Genomic DNA, 19,349 nt, shown 5'->3' with positions numbered 1-19,349 from the left:
TTAATGTTGGAATTTAAAATTGTTAATTAAATTGTTTACAACAATTCGCACAAGAAAAGATTGCCCCACTATTTTTCCTTAATTTTAATTATAGGAGAAACCATAAAAAGAGAAGCTATGAGAATGAGTCAAGATGAAGAAGAAAATAACTTTTCCTTATCCAAATTTGAGTCAATGTTAAAAACAAATAAAGTTTTTTTCTTTGATTCTGAAGAGTTTGAAGAAATTATCCTTCACTACATGGATACAGGGCGAATGAATTTAGCCAAAAAAGCTTTAAAATTAGGTTTGGAACAACATCCAAAATCTACAGGTCTAAAATTGGTTCAAGTAGAGGCTTTAGTTTTTGAGGACAAACTTGATATTGCTGAAAAACTACTAAATGAGTTACATGCAATTGAACCTCATAATGAAGAAATTTACATTCAAAAAGCTAATATTTACTCTAAAAGAGATCAACACGCACTAGCAATTGAGACTTTAAAAATTGCTTTAGAATATACTGATGACCCTGCTGATGTTTATTCCATGATAGGAATGGAATATTTATTTAACGACGAATTAGAACTTGCTAAAGAATATTTTATTCGTTGTTTAAGTGAAGATAACGACGATTATTCAGCTCTTTACAACATAGTTTACTGCTTTGATTTCTTAGATCAAAACAATGAAGCTATAATTTACTTAAATAGTTTTATCGATAAAAATCCATATAGCGAAGTTGCTTGGCATCAATTAGGCCGTCAATATTATGCGCTAAAGAATTTTGAAAAAGCAGTTTGGGCATTTGATTATGCTACATTAGTAGATGAAACATTTTTAGGAGCTTATTTAGAAAAAGCAAAAGCATTAGAAAAATTAAAAAGATATGAAGAGGCAATTGCATGTTATGCAATTACTATGGAGTTAGACGATACTACTTCATTTGTATTATTGCGTGTTGGAAAATGTTATGAGAAACTTAATAATACTGAGCTGGCTCTTCAATATTTTCTAAAAACTGTTCATGAAGACCCTTTATTAGACAAAGGTTGGATTGCTATAACAGATTTTTATATTCGCAAAAAAAACTTCCACAAAGCGCTTTATTACGTTAACAAAGCCCTTGGAATTGATGGAGAAAACAATATGTATTGGAAAAGATTTGGAGCAATTAATCAAGCTTTAAATTTACATGAAGAAGCAGAACTTGGGTATAGAAAAGCTTTTGAAACTGGCGATATAAATCTAGATACATTTGCTCTTTGGGCTGATACACTTCAGTACTTGGGAGAATATGATTCTGCCATTGAAATTTTATTACAATCTTCTGACTTATTTCCAGATAATTACGAAATCGAGTATCGATTAGCAGGTTTAAATTTTTTAGTAAAGCAAATAAAAAAGGGTAATTTCCATTTGAATAATGCTTTGCGTTTAAATTTTGCGAATCAAACATTTTTTAAAGAAAATTTCCCAACTATTTGGATAAAAAAATCAGTACAAAACATAATCGCTAAGTATAACACTAATTAATATAATGGAGTTTATTACATTTTTACTAGAGTTCTTAAAAGATCCTTTAACCGTTATTCAAGAATTAATTGCTACTTACGATACGCTTATCTACTTTCTACTTTTCTTAGTGGTTTTTGTAGAGACTGGCTTTGTTATAATGCCTTTATTACCTGGAGATTCAATGTTATTTGCAATAGGAGTTATTGCTGCAACAACAGGTCAATTAAGCATGACTATAATTATTCCATTATTAATTATTGCAGCTTTACTTGGTGATAATCTAAATTATTTTGTAGGAAATAAATTTGGCTCTTATATTAAAAAAAGAGGGAACATCCTTTTCTTAAAGAAAGAATACATTACCCAGACTGAAACATTTTTAGACAAAAATGGCGCAAAAGCGATCATTTTAGCTCGATTTGTACCTATCGTAAGAACTATCGCTCCTTTTGTTGCAGGTGCAGGAAGCATGAACTATAGAACTTATCTAATTAATTGCATCTTAGGAGCAATAATTTGGGTAAACAGCATTACATTTTTAGGATACTTCTTAGGTCAAATTCCATGGGTAAAACATAATTTCGAAAAGGTTGTTTTGGCTATTATCATAATTTCAGTTCTCCCTATTATTTTAAAATTGATTAAGAGAAAAAAGTAATCGACCATGAAAAAAAAGGAACTGAAAAAACAATATAAATATGGTTTAGTAGGTCGTAATATCGACTATTCGTTTTCAAAAAATTACTTCACTGAAAAGTTCTTATTATTTCATTTCGACAATTGTGAATACTTAAATTTCGATTTAAACAAAATTGAAGATTTTATAGAAGTTGTAAAAAATACTAAAGGTCTAAAAGGCTTAAATGTTACCATTCCTTATAAAGAAGTCATTATTCCATATTTAGATAAAGTTTCAAAAAATGCTTTAAAAATTGGCGCTATAAATACAATTACTGTTTCTAAAAAGGGTAAATTAAAAGGCTACAACACCGATTACTTTGGCTTCAAAAAATCGTTAAAACCTTTATTAAAAGACAATCATAAAAAAGCCTTGATTTTAGGAACTGGTGGCGCAAGTAAAGGAGTTGCTTTTGCCTTGCAAAAGCTTAAAATAGAGTATGATTTTGTTTCAAGAAACCCAACAGAATTTCAATATTCTTACGAAGAAGTGAACCAAGAAATTTTTGATGAATATCAAATCATTATCAACACTACTCCATTGGGAACATTTCCAAATATTGATGAATGCCCGTCATTAGATTATAGCTTATTTACCAAGAAACACATTGCTTTTGATTTGGTATATAATCCGGAAGAAACTACTTTTTTAAGAAAAGCTTCTGAGAATAAGGCCGTAATAAAAAACGGATATGAAATGCTGGTTTTTCAAGCTGAAAAAGCATGGATTATTTGGAATAAGTAAACTAATTAACTCTGATTATAACTATTTTTTTACCCTGAAATTGAAATTGTTTTTTGAAATTTCAATTTCTCAACAGCTCTTTTCCAATAAAATAAAGCACATTTAACGGTTTTTCTTTGAAATTAAACGGTGCATTCGTATCTTCGGAAATTAATTAGTAACCTTAAGCATTTGATAATGTTAGAAGAAATGAATGATAACCTGCCAAAGGCAGACGGAACAGAGAACGAAACAGTCTTAGAACAAGAGAATATAACAGTAATTAATCAATCTGCTTTAGAGGAAATTGATAATTCAAATGCGGAAGAAAGCGAAGACGATTCGGTACAAGATAGACACGATATTCCTATGTTGGAATACGACACTTTGACTAAAGAAGAACTTACTGAAGAACTTGAACGTTTAGTAGCTAACCATAAAGTTATGGCTATTAAAGATCATGTTGAAGAAATCAAAAAGGCTTTTACAAGTAAATACAACGACTTAATTGACGAAAAGAGAGATGAGTTTAATGAAACAAATACAGATGAAAATGCTTCATTTGAATATCATTTCCCTTTAAAAAATAAATTTGACAGTGTTTATAATGATTATAGAACCCTAAGAACTAATCATTACAACCAATTGCAAAATAACCTAAAAGGTAATTTTAATATTCGTACAGAATTAATTGACGAACTTAAAGAATTAGTTAATGGTACTGAAGAAGCTCTAAGTATTGGTGACATGTTTAAACGTGTTAACGACATTAGAGATCGTTGGAAAAAAGCGGGTTCAATTCCTAGAGACAAATACAACATTATTTGGAACGATTACCATTTTCATTTAGAGCGTTTTTACGATTTAATTCATTTAGACAAAGAAGCTAGAGATTTAGATTTCAAAAATAATTTAGAGCAAAAACTACAAATCATTGAAAAAGCAAAAAGTCTTTTAGATGAAACTGATGTAATGAAAGGCTTTAGAGAATTACAAATTTTACACCGTGTTTGGAAAGAAGAAATTGGACCTGTTGACAGAGATCAACGTGAAATAGTTTGGAATGCATTTAGCGACATTACTAAGCAAATGCATGAAAAGCGTGAAGCTTTTTATGGAAAAGCGAAAGAACGTGAAGTTGAAAACTTAACGAAAAAGAAAGCCATTGTTGAAGAAATTAACGCGGTTTCAAATGAGAAAGTGCCAAACCATAACGGTTGGCAAAACCAAATTAAAAAAATTGAAGCTTTAAGAGAAAAGTTTTTCAAAACGGGTAGAGTTCCTCAAGAAGAAACAGATGCTAGTTGGAATAATTTCAAAACAGCTGTTCGTAATTTTAATGCTACTAAAAATGCTTTTTACAAAGACATTAAGCACGAACAACAAGAAAATTTAAATAAAAAAACCGAGTTAGTTGAAAAAGCAAATGCTTTAAAAGACAACGAAGATTTTAAAGCGACTACTCCAATCATGAAGAAAATTCAAGACGATTGGAAAAAAATTGGTCATGTACCAAGAAAGCAATCAGATAAAATTTGGAAAGAATTTAAAGACGCTTGTAATCATTACTTTGACAGAATGCACAAAGTAAGAAACACAGAAGACAAGGTTGAAGTTGAAGCTTTTGACAATAAGAAAACCTATTTAGATACTTTAAAAGAATTTGAATTGGCTGGCGATCATAAAGCTGACTTAGATGCAATTAAAAAACATATTGAAACTTGGAAATCTTTTGGTAAAGTTCCATTTAACAGAAGACATATCGAAGGAAAGTTCAATAAAATCTTAGATGCTTTATTTGAAAAATTAAGTTTATCTAAAAAAGATACCGAAATGATGAAGTTTAACGCTAAACTTGATCAATGGGTAGAAAATGAAGATGATAGAGCTTTAGAAAAAGAGCAATACTTTATTAGAAAGAAAGTTGAAGAAGTGCAAAATGAAATTTTCCAATTAGAAAACAACATTCAGTTCATTAGCTCTAGTTCTAAAGGAGAAAACCCTTTCATTAAAGAAGTTCAAAAAAGTATTGAACGCCACAGAGAAGATTTAAAAATGTGGAAAGAAAAACAAAGTAAACTACGTTCTCTTTAATTATAGAATGTTTTTAAATATAAAATCCTGCTAAGCAATTGGCAGGATTTTTTTGTTTAAAAAAAGTGAGATTTACACTATGAATATTTTTATATTTGAAGAACTTTTAAAAGAATAAAATGCAAAACATACAATTCAAAAAACTAGTAATATCTAACGTCAAAGAAATAATTCCTTTTGGCAAACTTCTTAATCCAAATAAATCAAACGAGGAAATAGAAAGCAGTTTATCCGAAATGTTTTCTTTTGGAAATTACCATTGTTTTGGTTTGTATCAAGACGGAAAGTTAGTTGGAATTTCTGGTGGCTGGATAACTGTTAGAATCTATTCTGGAAAACAATTGGAAATTGATCATTTTGTAATAGATGACACAATACGTTCTAGCGGTTTAGGGAAAATGCTTTTAGCGCATATTGAAAATTGGTCAATAGCAAACCATTGTAAAACGATTGAATTAAACGCTTATGTACAAAGCGATAGAGCACATAAATTTTACTTCCAAAACGGCTATAAAGTTTTAGGGTTTCATTTTCAAAAGAAAATATAATGAAAAGAATAATTTTATTAATTACTTTTTTAATAATATTTAGTTGCGCTACTAATAAGGAAGCAAATGATTATAAACAATATGAATTTGTTTTAATTAACATTCCCGTTGGGGAAAATTCAAATCAAATGGTAAATGAATTACGTTTTACTGGTGATACAAAATCCGGCGAAACTCAAAAATTTATGCAATATAAATATGGAAAACAAATAAACGAAATTCCAACAAACAGAGCTTTACCAATGCAAATATGGACAAATGTAAAATTGTTTAATTGGACTGAAGAGTTATTTACGGTAGGGATTTGTGGAGATTATATAAAAAATCCAACAATAGAAATTGATGGGAAACAAAAATATGCAATAATTGAGTACAACAGTGTAATTGCATTTGATTCAAAAAACAATGATTGTTTTAAAACAAATCATCATTTAAAAGATTCATTGGCTAATTATTTTATTTTAAATACAAGAAAGACTAAATAAAATGAAAAAAATAATACTTGTTGTCTTTTTTCTAGGACAATTAACTATAAGTTGTGAAAGTGATGTTTACAAAACAAAATCTGGCGAATATGCAAGTGTAGAAGGTAACTTCATTGCCAAGTTTCCAAATGAACCAAGTTTGAATATTATTGACAATAAAGTTGGTTTACAAGAATATAAAATTCATCATTATGGAACTTCAATAACTCCGAAAAAAATATTTTCATTAGAATATATTGATTATCCTACTAATGAAATTAACGGCTATACAGATTCTGAACTTCACACAAAAACAATAGAAAATATTTTATTTAAACTTCAAAATAAATTTAAATTAGAATATCAAGAAGATATAATTCAGCATGGTTTAAAAGGCAAATTCTTTATCTTAGAATTTAAGAATGAAACGGACAGAGAATTTGGTTTTGTTATGGGAAAATTGTTTCGTGTAAAAAACAGAATTTATTCTGTATTATACACAGGAAAAAATGAAAAATCTGTAGACCCATTTATGAAGTCTTTTAGATTATTAAAAAGCAATAATCACAACTAGTTTACGTTATTGTTTTATGAAATTTAAATTATTTTCCCTTCTTGTTATTGTATTCTTCATTTCTTGTGACGAACCAAAATGTACCTCTTCAAATCCAATATTCAACAATAATGAATATACCTCTGAAATTTATCAAGAAGAGTTAGCAAATGTATTAGGCAAAAGTAATCCTGAAGAATTACAATTTTGGTTAAAAAGTTACACTGAAGATGAAAACAACAAATACTTAAACGTTAGTGTTCAAGGAAATGACATTTGTGCTGTTGCTGTAATTAAAATAAATAATATTGATTCTAAAATTAAAGGAATAGTAGATTCAAAAGGTGTTGGCTATAGAGGTGCAGAATTAAAAAATTTAAAATTTGTTACTTTAAAAGATAAGAAATCAACTCGTTTTATTTACAGAAGTCTAGATACAATTATTGATTAATTTATATTTCAAACTTTTTAAAGTAATTTCAGTACAACCATCTTCAGTTTCTGTTGGAAACGATGTGAAAATTAAGGCGTAGTACATTTTTTTATTTATTTGGTATTTGCTTTCTGATTACTAAAAAACCACTTCGACAAGCTCAGTGTGACATTTGAAATTTACTTTCTAAAATCTGAAAACTACATTTTCTTCGCTTCTTCCCAAAAAACATCCATTTCTGCCAAAGTCATTTCAGATAAATCTTTACCCAATTCAACTGCTTTGCTTTCTAAATACATAAAACGCTTTATAAATTTTTTATTGGTTCGTTCTAAAGCGTCTTCAGGGTTAATTTTTAAGAAACGAGCATAATTTATCATAGAAAACAATACATCTCCAAATTCGGCTTCCATTTTATCTTGATTACCTTCTTTTACTTCTACTCGCAACTCATTTAATTCTTCTTGTACTTTTTCCCAAACTTGCTCAGGCTCTTCCCAATCAAAACCTACACCTTTTACTTTATCTTGAATTCGGCTAGCTTTTACTAAAGCTGGTAAACTTTTAGGAACTCCTTCTAAAACCGATTTTCGACCTTCTTTTAATTTTAATTTTTCCCAATTGCGTTTTACTTCTTCTTCATCTTCCACTAAAACATCACCATAAATATGTGGGTGTCTATCAATTAATTTATCACAAATAGAATTAGCAACATCGGCAATATCAAAATCATTTGTCTCACTTCCTATTTTAGCATAAAAAACAATATGCAATAACAAATCACCAAGTTCTTTTTTAATTTCTGGTAAATCATTATCTAAAATAGCATCGCCTAATTCATAAGTTTCTTCGATAGTTAAATGACGTAAACTTTCTAGTGTCTGCTTTTTGTCCCAAGGACATTTTTCACGCAATTCATCCATTATATCTAACAAACGATTGAACGAATCTAATTGTAGTTGGCGGCGATTATTCATTTTAAAATTCTTGTTTATAGTTAAAATCAAAAATAAAGAATTAAATCAACTTTATCCTTTTTCAAGTTTAATACTATTAAAAAATTCAATATTTATAAAATATAAACTCCGTAAGAATTTTATTTAATTTAAATATTATCTATTTTTACTTATAATAGTTTGATTTTTTATTAAAAAATTAGATTAAAATCAATAATGATGATAAAATTTAAAATATTTTTTATTCTTTTCTTTGTATTTACCCTTAAGTCATATGGACAAGAATCAAATATTTATAATGACTTAACACAGTCAGAAATTGAATGGTTATCTGAAAATAAAAATTCGATAAAATATGCACCAAATCCATTTTGGCCACCAATGGACTACATTGATGAAAATGGAGAACATCAAGGATTAATTTCAGATTATATTAAATTTTTTGAACAAGAACTTGAAATAGATTTTCAAAAATCAAATTTCAAAAACTGGGATGATTTAGTAATTGGACTAAAAAATTCAGAAACTGATTTTGTTGGTGCAATTCAAAAAACAAAAGAAAGAGAAAAATATTTACTCTTTTCTGAACCTTATTTAAAAACACCTCTTGTAATAATTGTAAAAAACAGTAAAATTTTCAAAAACAAGAACGAGATAAATAAAATGAGACTTGCAATCGTTAAAGGGTATGCATGTATCGATTTCATTCGCAAAAATTATCCAAATGCTGAAATAGTTGAATGCGAAAATGATTTATCAGCAATGTTAAAAACATCACTTGGAAATACTGATGGAACTGTGACCGACTTAATGTCTGCAAGCTACGTTGTGGAAAAATATGGAATTAACAATCTTCAACTTGCAACAGAACTTAAATATTCATGGAATATTTGTTTTGCATGCAGGAAGGATTTACCCGAATTATTTTCAATAGTAAATAAGCTTTTACGAAAAGTTGACAATAAGAAAAGAAAAAAAATGTACGATAAATGGATTAATATCAACACTCTACATAAAAAAAGTTATTTCGAAAAAAATTTAAATGCTATTATAATCATTACTGCAATTGCATTATTTTGTTTAGTTCTAACGTTATTTTTTAATATAATACTAAAAAATAAAATTAAAAAACGAACAGAAGAGTTATATGAAGCAAAAATAAAAGCTGAAGAAAGTGATTTATTAAAATCGGCTTTTTTAGCAAATATGAGTCACGAAATAAGAACTCCAATGAATGGAATTATTGGATTTACGACTTTACTAAAACAAGATGACTTAACAAATGAAGAAATGTCTCTTTATATTGATATCATCAACAAAAGCGGGGAAAGACTTCTCAATACTATTAATGATATCATTGATATATCAAAAATAGATGCACAACAAATGCAAATAACAAATGAAGAAGTAAGTATAAATGAAAACATTTATGATTTATACAATTTTTTTAAAATTCAATGTGACGATAATAAAGTGAGCCTAAAATTAGATATAAGTTCTCAAGATGTGAAAATTTTTACTGATAGGAATAAATTCAATTCTATATTAACAAATCTTATCAAAAACGCTATAAAGTTTACTGAAACAGGAGAAATTATTATTGGCTATAAAACAAATACTGAGGACTATTTGTTTTATGTAAAAGATACTGGTATTGGTATTCCAAAAGAAAGACATTCAGCAGTTTTTAATCGTTTTGTTCAGGCTGACATAGAAGACAAAAATGCTTTTCAAGGTTCTGGCCTTGGACTTTCAATAGCAAAAGCATACATAGAAATGTTAGAAGGAAAAATCTGGGTAGAGTCTGAAATAAATAAAGGTTCAACATTTTATTTCACAATTCCATTAGACAAAACTATTATGAATAATGAAGAGGATGAAGTAGCTTCTAAAGAAGCTGAAAATACTTTTAGTAAAAGTAATAAAAAATTAAAAATACTTATCGCAGAAGACGACAATATTAGCTTTATCTATTTGTCTACTATAATATCAAAATTAGGACATGAAATAATCCATGCAAAAAACGGAAGAGAGGCAATTGACATATGCAAATCGCAAGAAGACATTGACATAATTTTAATGGATATTAAAATGCCCGAAATTGATGGTTTAGAAGCAACTATGGAAATAAGAAAATTCAACAAATCAATTCAAATCATTGCCCAGTCAGCTTATGTATTTGAAGATGATTTTATAAACTCTAGAAAAGTAGGTTGCAATTATTTTTTAACCAAGCCTGTTGATAAAAAAGAACTTATTAAACTGATTGACGATTTTATTAATTCCAAAAGTTAAATAATAGGTATAAAAAAAGCCCTCAATTAATTGAGGGCTTTTTTTATGTATCTTAATTACTTAGCAGATTCTTCAGCTGGCGCTTCAGTTTCTTCTTTAGATAAAGCCTCAACAGTTACTAACCCTTTAGGTTGTAATAAATTGTACCAATTAAAAATTTTCTTAATATCAGAAGTATAGACTCTATCCTCATCAAATTCTGGTAAAATCTCACGGAAATATGATTTTAACTTTGCGTCATCTTCTTTATGAGAAATAGTTGGTCCTCCATTTTCTTTTGTAGCAATAGCTTTAAAAACTTCTGCTAAACGAACTTCTTCTGAATACGTATAAACTGCAATTTCAGAAAGTAAACTTACATTACTTCTCATACTTACAGTAATTCTTTTTCCATCTAATAAAGATTCTGCAACAAATCCTGTACGTGTTTGAATTTTTAATTCAAATAATCCTGGTTTCCCAGCTATAGCTAATATTTTTTGAATGCTCATTTTAAAATTTTTAAGATTGGTAAATATATATTTTTAAAATTTAAAGTACAAAGTCAAAAGTAGAAAGTTCAAAATTTGAATACTATAAACTAATTACTAAAATTATCTTCCTTTTTTATTGGCAAATTTCATTCTATAATCAGGATTAGCTTTACCATCCATTATATTTTGTAATTTTTTACCAATTAACTTTTTCTTTAATGTAGAAACGTGGTCTGTAAAAAGAATTCCTTCAATATGGTCGTATTCATGTTGAATAACCCTAGCAATCAAACCATTGAAAACTTCCGTTTTTTTATTGAAGTCCTCATCATAGTATTCAATAGTAATTGTATCGTGTCTAAAAACATCTTCACGTACATCCGGAATACTCAAACATCCTTCATTAAAAGCCCATAAGTCGCCTTCTTCTTTAAGAATAGTAGCGTTTATGAATGTTTGTTTAAATTTTTTAAGTTCTGCAGCCTCTTCTTTAGAAACATCATCACTATCACTAAACGGTTCTGTATCAACTAAAAATATTCTAATTGGCAAACCTACTTGTGGTGCAGCTAAACCAACTCCATGTGCATGATACATAGTTTCATACATATTGGCAATGATTTCTTTAAGATTTGGATGATCTTTTGTAATTTCTTCGCAATGTTTTCTTAAAACAGGCTCTCCATATCCATAAACTGATAAAATCATTGTGTCTTTTTAATTAATTAGTTGGCAAAAATAGTAATTTATAGCGAGTTGAAAAATGAATTTATTGTAATAATACGTTAAAAACGACTTTTAGACATATAATCTTGTAGCATAATTGTTGCTGCAATTTCATCTATCAATGCTTTATTTTGACGTTGCTTTTTCTTTAAACCGCTGTCAATCATTGTTTGAAATGCCATTTTTGATGTAAAACGTTCATCTACTCTATCCAAGGGCATTTCAGGAAATTGTTTAATGAATTGTTTGATGAATTTTTCAATAATAGGAGCACTTTCAGAAGGCATTCCATTCATCTGCTTTGGTTCACCAATAATTACTTTTTCAACTTTTTCTTTAGTAAAATAATCTTTCAAGAATAAAATCAAATCATTTGATGGAACTGTAGTTAATCCAGATGCAATGATTTGCATTTCATCAGTAACAGCAATACCTGTTCGTTTTATTCCGTAATCTAAAGAAAGAATCCTTGGCATATTTTTTTGTAAAGATACAAAATTGAAAGATTACCTATTTAATATAAATCAATTCTCTTATAGTAAGAATAAAGAGGTACATATTTCTTTATAAAAACCTGAAGAATAAACGTAACAAAACCATTCGTTACAATAACATAATTATTTTATCTTTGTTAAAAATAATTACAAGATGCAACATTTACAATCAATTATAGAAAAAGCTTGGGAAAACAGAGCTTTATTACAAGAAACGGAAACTACTACTACAATTAGAGAAGTTATTGATTTATTAGATAACGGAAAGCTTAGAGTTGCTGAACCTGTAGAAAATGGCTGGCAAGTAAATGAATGGATTAAGAAAGCTGTTGTAATGTACTTCCCTATTCAAAAAATGGAAACTTTAGAAGCTGGTATTTTTGAGTACCACGATAAAATGCTTTTAAAACGTAACTATGCAGAAAAAGGGATTCGTGTAGTTCCAAATGCTGTAGCAAGATATGGTGCATATATTTCAAGTGGCGTTATTTTAATGCCTAGTTATGTAAATATTGGTGCTTATGTAGATGAAGGAACTATGGTTGATACATGGGCAACTGTAGGTAGTTGTGCACAAATTGGCAAAAACGTTCATCTTTCTGGTGGTGTAGGTATTGGTGGTGTTTTAGAACCATTACAAGCTGCTCCAGTTATCATTGAAGATGGCGCATTTATCGGTTCGAGATGTATTGTTGTTGAAGGTGTTCGTATTGAAAAAGAAGCCGTACTTGGTGCAAATGTATGTTTAACTGCTTCAACAAAAATAATTGATGTAACAGGCAACACTCCCGTTGAGATGAAAGGAATTGTACCTTCTCGTTCAGTTGTTATACCTGGTAGTTATACAAAGAAATTTGCTGCTGGAGAATATCAAGTTCCTTGTGCGCTAATAATTGGAAAACGCAAACCATCAACTGATTTAAAAACTTCACTTAATGATGCATTAAGAGAATATAATGTAGCGGTTTAAGAAATTGACTAAGGTATATACACAGTAGTTTTTTGAATATTTAAAGTTATAAGTCAATAATTAAATGCAAAATTATTTTAGCAGTGTAAAACTGTTTTTTAAACGTTTTTTATTAGTGATATTAATTTATCAACTATGCAGAATTCTATTTTTATTATTCAATACAAATTCGTTTACAGGATTATCAATTAAAACTTTTTTAGGAGGGTTGCATTTTGACTTATCTGCAATAGCTTATATTAATATTTTATTTGCATTCTTACATTTTTTACCTGGAAACTTTAAATACAAGCCAGGTTTTCAAAAGGGTTTAAAAATAGGTTTTTTTGTTGTGAATTTGGTTTTTATACTGACCAACTTTGTAGATTTTGAATATTATAAGTTTACAGGAAGAAGAAGCTCTTTTGGTATGATTACTGCCTCTGGAATGGAAAATGAAATTGGGGGACTGATTCTTTCCTTTTTAACTGAATTTTGGTATTTACCCTTAATTGCCTTTACTCTTTCTATTCTTTTTTGGAAAGCTATTCCTAATTTTAAAAACATTCAAATTGAAATAGAAAAAAATAAATTTACTATTGTAAAACAATTATGTTTATTTGTTTTACTTCTTGGTTTTGTATTTATATTAGGCCGTGGAGGATTTCAAAAAAAACCATTAAAAGTTGTTGACGCTGTAAATTACGGCTCTATTAATCAATCTGCTTTAGTTTTAAATACACCTTTTTGTATCTTAAAAACTATTGGTAAAAAAGAAACTCTTCAGAGTCCAAAATATTTTGATGACAAAACCTTAAACCAAATTTTTAATCCAATTGTAGAAATTAACCCAGAATACAATCCCACAAACAAAAATGTGGTGATTATTATTTTAGAAAGTTTTGGAAAAGAAAATATAAACATAGGGCAAACGCCTTTCTTAGATTCATTGATAACTAAATCCTATTATTTTAAAAATGGTTTTGCTAACGGAAAACTATCTATAGATGCCGTACCTTCTACCCTATCTAGTATTCCTAGTATGATGAATCAATCGATTATTACTTCAAGTTATTCTGTAAACGAAGTATATGGTTTACCAAAAATCATGAAAGCAAATGGATACAACACGTCTTTTTTTCATGGAGCATTTAATGGGAGCCAGAATTTTGACCAATATTGTAAAGTAGCAGGATTTGATGCTTATTATGGGAAAAATGAATATGTAGGTCCGGAAGCTTTTGATGGTAGATGGGGTATTTTTGACGAAGAATTTATGCAATATTTTTGTGCAAAAATGAATAGTTTTAAACAACCATTTTTCAGTACACTTTTCACAATATCATCTCACAATCCTTATATAATTCCAGAAAAATACAAAATAAAATTTCCTAAAGGAAGCACTAAAATTCATGAAAGTATAGCTTATTCTGATTATGCATTAAGACAATTTTTTAAATCGGCAAAAAAACAAGATTGGTACAATAATACATTATTTGTTTTCACATCTGATCATACTTCTAGTGAACCAACAGCTGCAAAGTTCAAAACAAACGTTGGAAAATTTAATATTCCTATCTTCTTTTACGACCCTTCAAAACCTAGTTTTAAAGGTGTAGATGAGAAAAATTTTCAACAAATTGATATTATGCCTTCGATATTAGATTATGTTGGTATTAAAACGAAAATCATCAGTTATGGTAAATCCTATAAATCAGATAAAGACTTTGTAGTTTATTATCTTGACAATATTTATCATTTAGTAAAAGGAGATTATTACCTGGCTTTTGACGGCACTAAAAGCCTTGGTTTATACAACTTTAAAAAAGATGAATTACTAAAACATAATTTATTAAAGTCCGATAAAGAGAAAACTCAAAAACTAGAACAGTTCTTGAAAGCCTACATTCAATCGTTCAATGAACGAATGATTTCTAATGAATTAGTTATAAAATAGTATTATGAAAAAGATATTAGTCATTCAACATAAAATGATAGGTGATGTATTAATCAGTTCTATTCTTTGTGATAATTTAAGAAAGAAATATCCAAATGCTGAAATTCATTACTTAGTCAACGATAATACAACTCCAGTCCTTGAAGGAAATACAAATATTGATAAAATCATAATATTTGGTAAAAAAGAACAAAGTAGTACAAAGGAACTTATTAAGTTTAGTCTTAATTTAAGAAAAGAAAAATACGATTTATTAATAGATGCTTATTCAAAATTACAAAGTTGGATAATTACATTACTCTCAGGAGCAAAAACAAAAATTTCTTACAAAAAAATAGCGCGAAATTTTTTATATGATTTTAACATTCCTTATGCTGAAAACCCTAAAACTAAATTAGGTCTTGCAATTGAAAGAAGGTTATCGCTTTTAGAGCCTTTAAATTTTGACTTCGAACTCATTTCATTTCCAAAATTATATGTTTCTGAAAATGAAAAATTAATAGCTAATGAGTTATTCGAAAAATATAATGTAAATAAAGACAGAGAAACAATTATGATTTCCATTCTTGGGAGTGATATGTTCAAAACATATCCACTTCAATATATGTCTGAAATTGTAGATTTCATTGGTCAAAATTACAATGTAAATATTCTTTTTAATTATTTTCCAAAACAATTAGTAATGGCTGAAGAAATATATAACAATTGTTCAGAGGAAACTAAATCTAAAATATACTTTGATATTTTTGGAGATTCATTAAGGGAATACATTGCAATTATGAATAAATGTTCGTTGATTATTGGCAATGATGGTGGAGCAATTAACATGGCCAAAGCCTTAAATAAAGGGTCTTATATTATCTTTTCTCCACAAATTGAAAAGAAAATATGGGCAACTTTTGAAGATGGAAAAAAGCATACTTCTGTGCATTTAAATGATTTTAAACCTGAATTATTCATCAATAAAACGGAGTCACAATTAAAAGAAAAGTCTGTTGAAATTTATGAAGAATTTAAACCAGAAATGATAATACCTTCATTAAAAGAATTTTTAACTATAAATATTGATGAATTCCATTCTTAGTTTGAATGATATTATTTTTAATATTATAAGCTCTCGTTTTTAAATTTTCATCCCAATTTTCTTGGCTAAAGTAACCTCTCTTGTGGTCTAAGTGCAAGCATATTGCCGAATATCTAATTTGTTTAGCTAGTATTCCAAAATTAAACATACGTTCTCCTAGTTCACGATCTAAGCCACCATAACTCATGTCTTCATTAAACCCATTTACCGCAATTATATCGGCTTTAAAACAAGAAGTATTATGCCCATTAAACGTTTTTTTAGTTGGAGTGATCCAATTCATGAAATAAACGAAAAGTCTAAAATTAAAAAGCTTAGAGAGTTTAAAGTTTTTTCGGACACCGTTTTTTGTTAACCAAGAAATTTTAAAGCATTCTTGATCCAAAATATTCTTTTTAGTAATGGATTGAGATGTATTCATTGGTAACTTGAAGTATCCGCCAGACAACAAATATCCTTTCTCTTTATAATTTAGGTGTTGCGCTATAAAATCATTCTTCGGAATACAATCGCCATCAGTAAACAATAAATAATCTGAGCTAGTTACTACTATTGCTTTATTCAATATTTTACACTTTTGAAAGCCATTATCTTCTTGCCAAACGTGTTTTATGGGCAAAATAAACGACTCTTTAAAAGAACTAATAATTTCTTTAGTTTTTTCATTAGAACCGTCATCTGCAATTACAATTTCAAAATCAGTTTCGGTTTGAACACTATATCCAATTAAAACTTTTCGAAGCCATTCTTCAGAATTGTATGTAGTTATAATTACAGAAATTTTCATTTAAAACTTTCAAGTGTGAAATTTAATGTTTTTTCCACAATTATTTTTTCCAAAATTTAATAATTGATTTTATTTTCTTTTTTCTATAAAAACGATATTGAAAATCTTGAGTTTCTTTCCACATCATTTGAAAAACTACTTCAAACTTTTCTCCACTTAATTTTGCATATTCATCACTCATAATTTCAATCATATCTTTTTTTGGAGTAAGATGACTTAAGTTATTCATTCTACAACTAAGATCCATTTTATCATGGAATTTCATCCTGTTTAAATCTACTAAATAAAATGAATACAAACTATTTCCGTTATCTTTAATTAATGTATTCCCTGGTGAATGATCTAAAAACTCAACACCTTTTTCGTGCATTTCAAATGAGAACTTAGTAAACTGTCTTAATATGTTTTCATGATCCTTAAAAGTAGGAATTGTAACTAATTCTCTAAAAGTCAACTCAGTCACAAGATGTTCACAAACATAGTAACTCTCTTTTAAGCCTATTAGATTAAAATTTTCATAAAAGGCAATTGGCTTAGGTGTACCAATCTTTTTATCTAATAATATTGTTGCATATTCAAAAGATCTTTTAGCCTTTGAATTTCTGAAATATTTATAAGCTATTTGATTTATTAGATTAGGAACTTTAAATGATTTAATATTTAAAACCTGTGACTCTAGCTGAAATGTTTTAATACTGTTTCTTTGGCCAACTATAAAATCATTACCAGAATCAGCAAAATTTTGAATACAATTTTTAATTTTATCAGAATAAGAACTTACTTCTGAACTATATTTAAATACAATCATTAAATCGTTTGTTTTATTTTTTCAATTTCAGCTCTAATCATGTCTTTATGAATAGAAATTCTTTCTAAACAAAGATTATAATTATATTCTGCCTCTTCTTTAGACCAAACAAATTTGCTTGCATCTTCATCCATATACTTAAATTTAAAACCTTTATAGGCTACACAATTTTTCTCAACGATAGGAATTGCTCCACATAAAATTGATTCAAAAAAACGATAAGACCAAATACAAACTCCGCTAGGACATAATACAAATTTTGAATCTGCTAACACTTTAAAATAATCATCATCCCAAGCTTTTACAGGAAACTTTCTACCTTTATTTGATGACCAAATAATTAAACTCCCAATAGTTTTAGAAACTGTACTATCAATATTAAAAAAGTTAAAAATTTTACTTCTCCATTTATTAGAAAAACTATCCGTTATAGGTAAAGTGAATTTTTCATTTGTAATATTTGTATTTATCCATGTTGAAATCAATACGTTTCTACTTTTTGTAATCAACCCTGCAAAAGTAAATTGGTGTTTTCTATCACTATTCCATATTGTTTTGCAATATTCTAAAATTGGTACAGGAAAAATCAATGGTTTTTCAAGAGAACCTAATCCTGTAATTGGCGATTCATGATTAATTGATAAAACAGAAGATAATTTGATTCCTTTTTGTTCTCCAGATTCAATGTAAATCATGTCAAATTTTTCTTTTAAATAAGAAAACTTATAACTTTCTTTTTTAGGAATTAGAACATCAATTCCAGCATCTGAAATTGTGTGTATTGCTCTTAATTCTTGAATTTTTTTTATTTTATAATCTATATAAACTACCATTAATTTTTAAAATCAATTATTTAAAAAAAAGAAAACATCCATTATGATTTGAGTCGAACTCATTATAATCCCATAAAAAACCTTAAATTTGTCTCTTTGAAACAAAGATAAAATTAGAATTTGAATCAAATGTAATTATTGTCAGTCTTAATTCCAATTTATTAAATATTTTTACATTTTAATTAGGTAAAACTCTTATGAACAATTCAATTAAAAGTTCTTTAATTACTCCAACATACAACTGGCCCGAGGCTTTAGAACTGCTTTTAATTAGTCTTAAAAAGCAAACTGTTTTTCCTGATGAAGTTATTATTGCTGATGATGGTTCTAGAGAAGAGACAACTAAGTTAATTGAAAGATTTCAAAAAGACTTCCCTGTTCCATTGATTCAAGTAAGGCATGAGGACAATGGCAATCAAAAGCCAAAAATAATGAATAAAGCTATTGCAAAAGCAAGTGGCGATTATATTATTGAAATAGATGGTGATATTATAATGCATCCAAATTTCATAAAAGATCATTTAAAATATGCTGAAAAAGGGTTATATTTATTTGGTTCAAGGGTGAATATTCAAGAAAGCATCTTAAATTCGATTTTTAAAAACAAAACCACCTATTTTCATTTATTCTCTAAAGGAATTCAAAGAAGAACGAGAACATTAAGGATTCCTTTTTTTATGAATAATCCAAAAATTTATGATAAAAGATCTTCAAAATTAAGAGGCTGTAACATGTCTTTTTGGAAAGAAGATTTCATAAAAGTAAATGGTTTTAATGAATCTTTAGTAGGCTGGGGAATTGACGATTCAGAATTGATACAAAGACTCCATAATATTGGTGTAAAAGGAAAAAGATTGAAAAATGTAGGGATTGCATATCATATTTATCACAAAATTCAAGATAGAAGTAATATTGAAATAAACAATCGTATTGAAAAAGAGACCACTGAAAATAAAATAACATTTATTGAAAAAGGCATCAATCAATACTTATAAT

General features: G+C 28.0%; 20 protein-coding genes. 13 read left to right on the top strand and 7 right to left on the bottom strand.

Annotated features, from left to right (window positions below):
- Nucleotides 1–117 precede the first annotated feature (117 nt).
- The 8 genes from UXY25_RS00560 to UXY25_RS00525 all read left to right on the top strand — a co-directional run bounded on the left by UXY25_RS00560 (nucleotide 118) and on the right by UXY25_RS00525 (nucleotide 7,009).
- Complete coding sequence (locus UXY25_RS00560) at nucleotides 118–1,515, top strand: tetratricopeptide repeat protein (protein WP_320814085.1); 1,398 nt, start codon at nucleotides 118–120, stop codon at nucleotides 1,513–1,515.
- Nucleotides 1,516–1,519: 4 nt separating this feature from the next.
- Complete coding sequence (locus UXY25_RS00555) at nucleotides 1,520–2,155, top strand: VTT domain-containing protein (protein ID WP_320814046.1); 636 nt, start codon at nucleotides 1,520–1,522, stop codon at nucleotides 2,153–2,155.
- Nucleotides 2,156–2,161: 6 nt separating this feature from the next.
- Nucleotides 2,162–2,920, top strand: a complete 759-nt coding sequence (aroE, locus tag UXY25_RS00550; RefSeq protein WP_320814045.1) for a shikimate dehydrogenase — start codon at nucleotides 2,162–2,164, stop codon at nucleotides 2,918–2,920.
- Nucleotides 2,921–3,097: 177 nt separating this feature from the next.
- The gene (locus UXY25_RS00545) at nucleotides 3,098–4,993 is read left to right on the top strand and encodes a DUF349 domain-containing protein (protein WP_320814044.1); all 1,896 of its coding nucleotides are present in this window, start codon (nucleotides 3,098–3,100) and stop codon (nucleotides 4,991–4,993) included.
- A 119-nt stretch (nucleotides 4,994–5,112) separates the two neighbouring features.
- The gene (locus UXY25_RS00540) at nucleotides 5,113–5,541 is read left to right on the top strand and encodes a GNAT family N-acetyltransferase (protein ID WP_320814043.1); all 429 of its coding nucleotides are present in this window, start codon (nucleotides 5,113–5,115) and stop codon (nucleotides 5,539–5,541) included.
- Nucleotides 5,541–6,026, top strand: a complete 486-nt coding sequence (locus UXY25_RS00535; RefSeq protein ID WP_320814042.1) for a hypothetical protein — start codon at nucleotides 5,541–5,543, stop codon at nucleotides 6,024–6,026. The genes UXY25_RS00540 and UXY25_RS00535 overlap by 1 nt, the downstream gene beginning before the upstream one ends.
- 1 nt (nucleotide 6,027) lies before the next feature.
- Nucleotides 6,028–6,579 (top strand): hypothetical protein, encoded by a 552-nt coding sequence (locus tag UXY25_RS00530; protein WP_320814041.1) that lies wholly within the window; start codon nucleotides 6,028–6,030, stop codon nucleotides 6,577–6,579.
- Nucleotides 6,580–6,595: 16 nt separating this feature from the next.
- Nucleotides 6,596–7,009: a hypothetical protein gene (locus UXY25_RS00525; RefSeq protein ID WP_320814040.1), complete on the top strand. Its 414-nt coding sequence runs from the start codon at nucleotides 6,596–6,598 to the stop codon at nucleotides 7,007–7,009.
- A gap of 182 nt (nucleotides 7,010–7,191) precedes the next feature.
- Here the strand turns inward: UXY25_RS00525 and mazG are convergent, their stop codons facing one another.
- Nucleotides 7,192–7,968, bottom strand: coding sequence for a nucleoside triphosphate pyrophosphohydrolase (gene mazG / locus UXY25_RS00520; RefSeq protein ID WP_320814039.1), 777 nt, complete (start codon nucleotides 7,966–7,968; stop codon nucleotides 7,192–7,194).
- Between the two features lie 195 nt (nucleotides 7,969–8,163).
- Between mazG and UXY25_RS00515 the strand changes: the two genes are divergently transcribed.
- The gene (locus tag UXY25_RS00515; protein WP_320814038.1) at nucleotides 8,164–10,242 is read left to right on the top strand and encodes an ATP-binding protein; all 2,079 of its coding nucleotides are present in this window, start codon (nucleotides 8,164–8,166) and stop codon (nucleotides 10,240–10,242) included.
- 56 nt (nucleotides 10,243–10,298) lie between these two features.
- Here the strand turns inward: UXY25_RS00515 and UXY25_RS00510 are convergent, their stop codons facing one another.
- The 3 genes from UXY25_RS00510 to ruvX all read right to left on the bottom strand — a co-directional run bounded on the left by UXY25_RS00510 (nucleotide 10,299) and on the right by ruvX (nucleotide 11,917).
- On the bottom strand, nucleotides 10,299–10,733 hold the full coding sequence (locus tag UXY25_RS00510) for a DUF5606 domain-containing protein (protein WP_320814037.1): 435 nt from the start codon (nucleotides 10,731–10,733) through the stop codon (nucleotides 10,299–10,301).
- A gap of 102 nt (nucleotides 10,734–10,835) precedes the next feature.
- On the bottom strand, nucleotides 10,836–11,423 hold the full coding sequence (gene def, locus UXY25_RS00505) for a peptide deformylase (RefSeq protein WP_320814036.1): 588 nt from the start codon (nucleotides 11,421–11,423) through the stop codon (nucleotides 10,836–10,838).
- A gap of 77 nt (nucleotides 11,424–11,500) precedes the next feature.
- Nucleotides 11,501–11,917, bottom strand: coding sequence for a Holliday junction resolvase RuvX (ruvX, locus tag UXY25_RS00500; RefSeq protein ID WP_320814035.1), 417 nt, complete (start codon nucleotides 11,915–11,917; stop codon nucleotides 11,501–11,503).
- A 172-nt stretch (nucleotides 11,918–12,089) separates the two neighbouring features.
- Here ruvX and UXY25_RS00495 point away from each other — a divergent pair, with 172 nt between their 5' ends.
- The 3 genes from UXY25_RS00495 to UXY25_RS00485 all read left to right on the top strand — a co-directional run bounded on the left by UXY25_RS00495 (nucleotide 12,090) and on the right by UXY25_RS00485 (nucleotide 15,925).
- Nucleotides 12,090–12,905 carry a 2,3,4,5-tetrahydropyridine-2,6-dicarboxylate N-succinyltransferase gene (locus UXY25_RS00495; protein WP_320814034.1) on the top strand — a complete coding sequence of 272 codons (816 nt, stop codon included), beginning with the start codon at nucleotides 12,090–12,092 and terminating at the stop codon, nucleotides 12,903–12,905.
- Between the two features lie 64 nt (nucleotides 12,906–12,969).
- Complete coding sequence (locus tag UXY25_RS00490) at nucleotides 12,970–14,841, top strand: LTA synthase family protein (RefSeq protein ID WP_320814033.1); 1,872 nt, start codon at nucleotides 12,970–12,972, stop codon at nucleotides 14,839–14,841.
- A 4-nt stretch (nucleotides 14,842–14,845) separates the two neighbouring features.
- Entirely contained in the window at nucleotides 14,846–15,925 is a 1,080-nt protein-coding gene (locus tag UXY25_RS00485) for a glycosyltransferase family 9 protein (RefSeq protein WP_320814032.1), read from the top strand.
- Here UXY25_RS00485 and UXY25_RS00480 read toward each other — a convergent pair.
- The 3 genes from UXY25_RS00480 to UXY25_RS00470 are packed head-to-tail and all read right to left on the bottom strand — an operon-like array spanning nucleotide 15,897 to nucleotide 18,353.
- Nucleotides 15,897–16,712, bottom strand: a complete 816-nt coding sequence (locus UXY25_RS00480; RefSeq protein ID WP_320814031.1) for a glycosyltransferase family 2 protein — start codon at nucleotides 16,710–16,712, stop codon at nucleotides 15,897–15,899. The two genes, UXY25_RS00485 and UXY25_RS00480, sit on opposite strands and share 29 nt — an antisense overlap.
- Nucleotides 16,713–16,752: 40 nt before the next feature.
- Complete coding sequence (locus UXY25_RS00475) at nucleotides 16,753–17,520, bottom strand: Kdo domain containing protein (RefSeq protein ID WP_320814030.1); 768 nt, start codon at nucleotides 17,518–17,520, stop codon at nucleotides 16,753–16,755.
- On the bottom strand, nucleotides 17,520–18,353 hold the full coding sequence (locus UXY25_RS00470; RefSeq protein ID WP_320814029.1) for an exostosin family protein: 834 nt from the start codon (nucleotides 18,351–18,353) through the stop codon (nucleotides 17,520–17,522). Before UXY25_RS00470 ends, UXY25_RS00475 begins: the two co-directional genes overlap by 1 nt.
- 197 nt (nucleotides 18,354–18,550) lie before the next feature.
- Between UXY25_RS00470 and UXY25_RS00465 the strand changes: the two genes are divergently transcribed.
- On the top strand, nucleotides 18,551–19,348 hold the full coding sequence (locus UXY25_RS00465) for a glycosyltransferase family 2 protein (RefSeq protein ID WP_320814028.1): 798 nt from the start codon (nucleotides 18,551–18,553) through the stop codon (nucleotides 19,346–19,348).
- Nucleotide 19,349 lies beyond the last annotated feature (1 nt).

Source organism: Flavobacterium sp., from assembly GCF_034111225.1.
GTDB lineage: Bacteria > Bacteroidota > Bacteroidia > Flavobacteriales > Flavobacteriaceae > Flavobacterium.
Note: the sequence above shows the minus strand (reverse complement) of the source record. Positions and strands in the feature narration are given on the sequence as shown.

Bases quoted from the DNA above. Each gene is read 5' to 3' on its own strand.
- UXY25_RS00475 (WP_320814030.1), bottom strand. From the start codon at position 17,520: ATGATTGTATTTAAATATAGTTCAGAAGTAAGTTCTTATTCTGATAAA.
- UXY25_RS00525 (WP_320814040.1), top strand. From the start codon at position 6,596: ATGAAATTTAAATTATTTTCCCTTCTTGTTATTGTATTCTTCATTTCT.
- UXY25_RS00470 (WP_320814029.1), bottom strand. From the start codon at position 18,353: ATGGTAGTTTATATAGATTATAAAATAAAAAAAATTCAAGAATTAAGA.
- UXY25_RS00535 (WP_320814042.1), top strand. From the start codon at position 5,541: ATGAAAAGAATAATTTTATTAATTACTTTTTTAATAATATTTAGTTGC.
- UXY25_RS00515 (WP_320814038.1), top strand. From the start codon at position 8,164: ATGATGATAAAATTTAAAATATTTTTTATTCTTTTCTTTGTATTTACC.
- UXY25_RS00540 (WP_320814043.1), top strand. From the start codon at position 5,113: ATGCAAAACATACAATTCAAAAAACTAGTAATATCTAACGTCAAAGAA.
- UXY25_RS00530 (WP_320814041.1), top strand. From the start codon at position 6,028: ATGAAAAAAATAATACTTGTTGTCTTTTTTCTAGGACAATTAACTATA.
- UXY25_RS00555 (WP_320814046.1), top strand. From the start codon at position 1,520: ATGGAGTTTATTACATTTTTACTAGAGTTCTTAAAAGATCCTTTAACC.
- UXY25_RS00545 (WP_320814044.1), top strand. From the start codon at position 3,098: ATGTTAGAAGAAATGAATGATAACCTGCCAAAGGCAGACGGAACAGAG.
- UXY25_RS00560 (WP_320814085.1), top strand. From the start codon at position 118: ATGAGAATGAGTCAAGATGAAGAAGAAAATAACTTTTCCTTATCCAAA.
- def (WP_320814036.1), bottom strand. From the start codon at position 11,423: ATGATTTTATCAGTTTATGGATATGGAGAGCCTGTTTTAAGAAAACAT.
- aroE (WP_320814045.1), top strand. From the start codon at position 2,162: ATGAAAAAAAAGGAACTGAAAAAACAATATAAATATGGTTTAGTAGGT.
- UXY25_RS00485 (WP_320814032.1), top strand. From the start codon at position 14,846: ATGAAAAAGATATTAGTCATTCAACATAAAATGATAGGTGATGTATTA.
- UXY25_RS00480 (WP_320814031.1), bottom strand. From the start codon at position 16,712: ATGAAAATTTCTGTAATTATAACTACATACAATTCTGAAGAATGGCTT.
- UXY25_RS00465 (WP_320814028.1), top strand. From the start codon at position 18,551: ATGAACAATTCAATTAAAAGTTCTTTAATTACTCCAACATACAACTGG.
- UXY25_RS00495 (WP_320814034.1), top strand. From the start codon at position 12,090: ATGCAACATTTACAATCAATTATAGAAAAAGCTTGGGAAAACAGAGCT.
- UXY25_RS00510 (WP_320814037.1), bottom strand. From the start codon at position 10,733: ATGAGCATTCAAAAAATATTAGCTATAGCTGGGAAACCAGGATTATTT.
- ruvX (WP_320814035.1), bottom strand. From the start codon at position 11,917: ATGCCAAGGATTCTTTCTTTAGATTACGGAATAAAACGAACAGGTATT.
- mazG (WP_320814039.1), bottom strand. From the start codon at position 7,968: ATGAATAATCGCCGCCAACTACAATTAGATTCGTTCAATCGTTTGTTA.
- UXY25_RS00490 (WP_320814033.1), top strand. From the start codon at position 12,970: ATGCAAAATTATTTTAGCAGTGTAAAACTGTTTTTTAAACGTTTTTTA.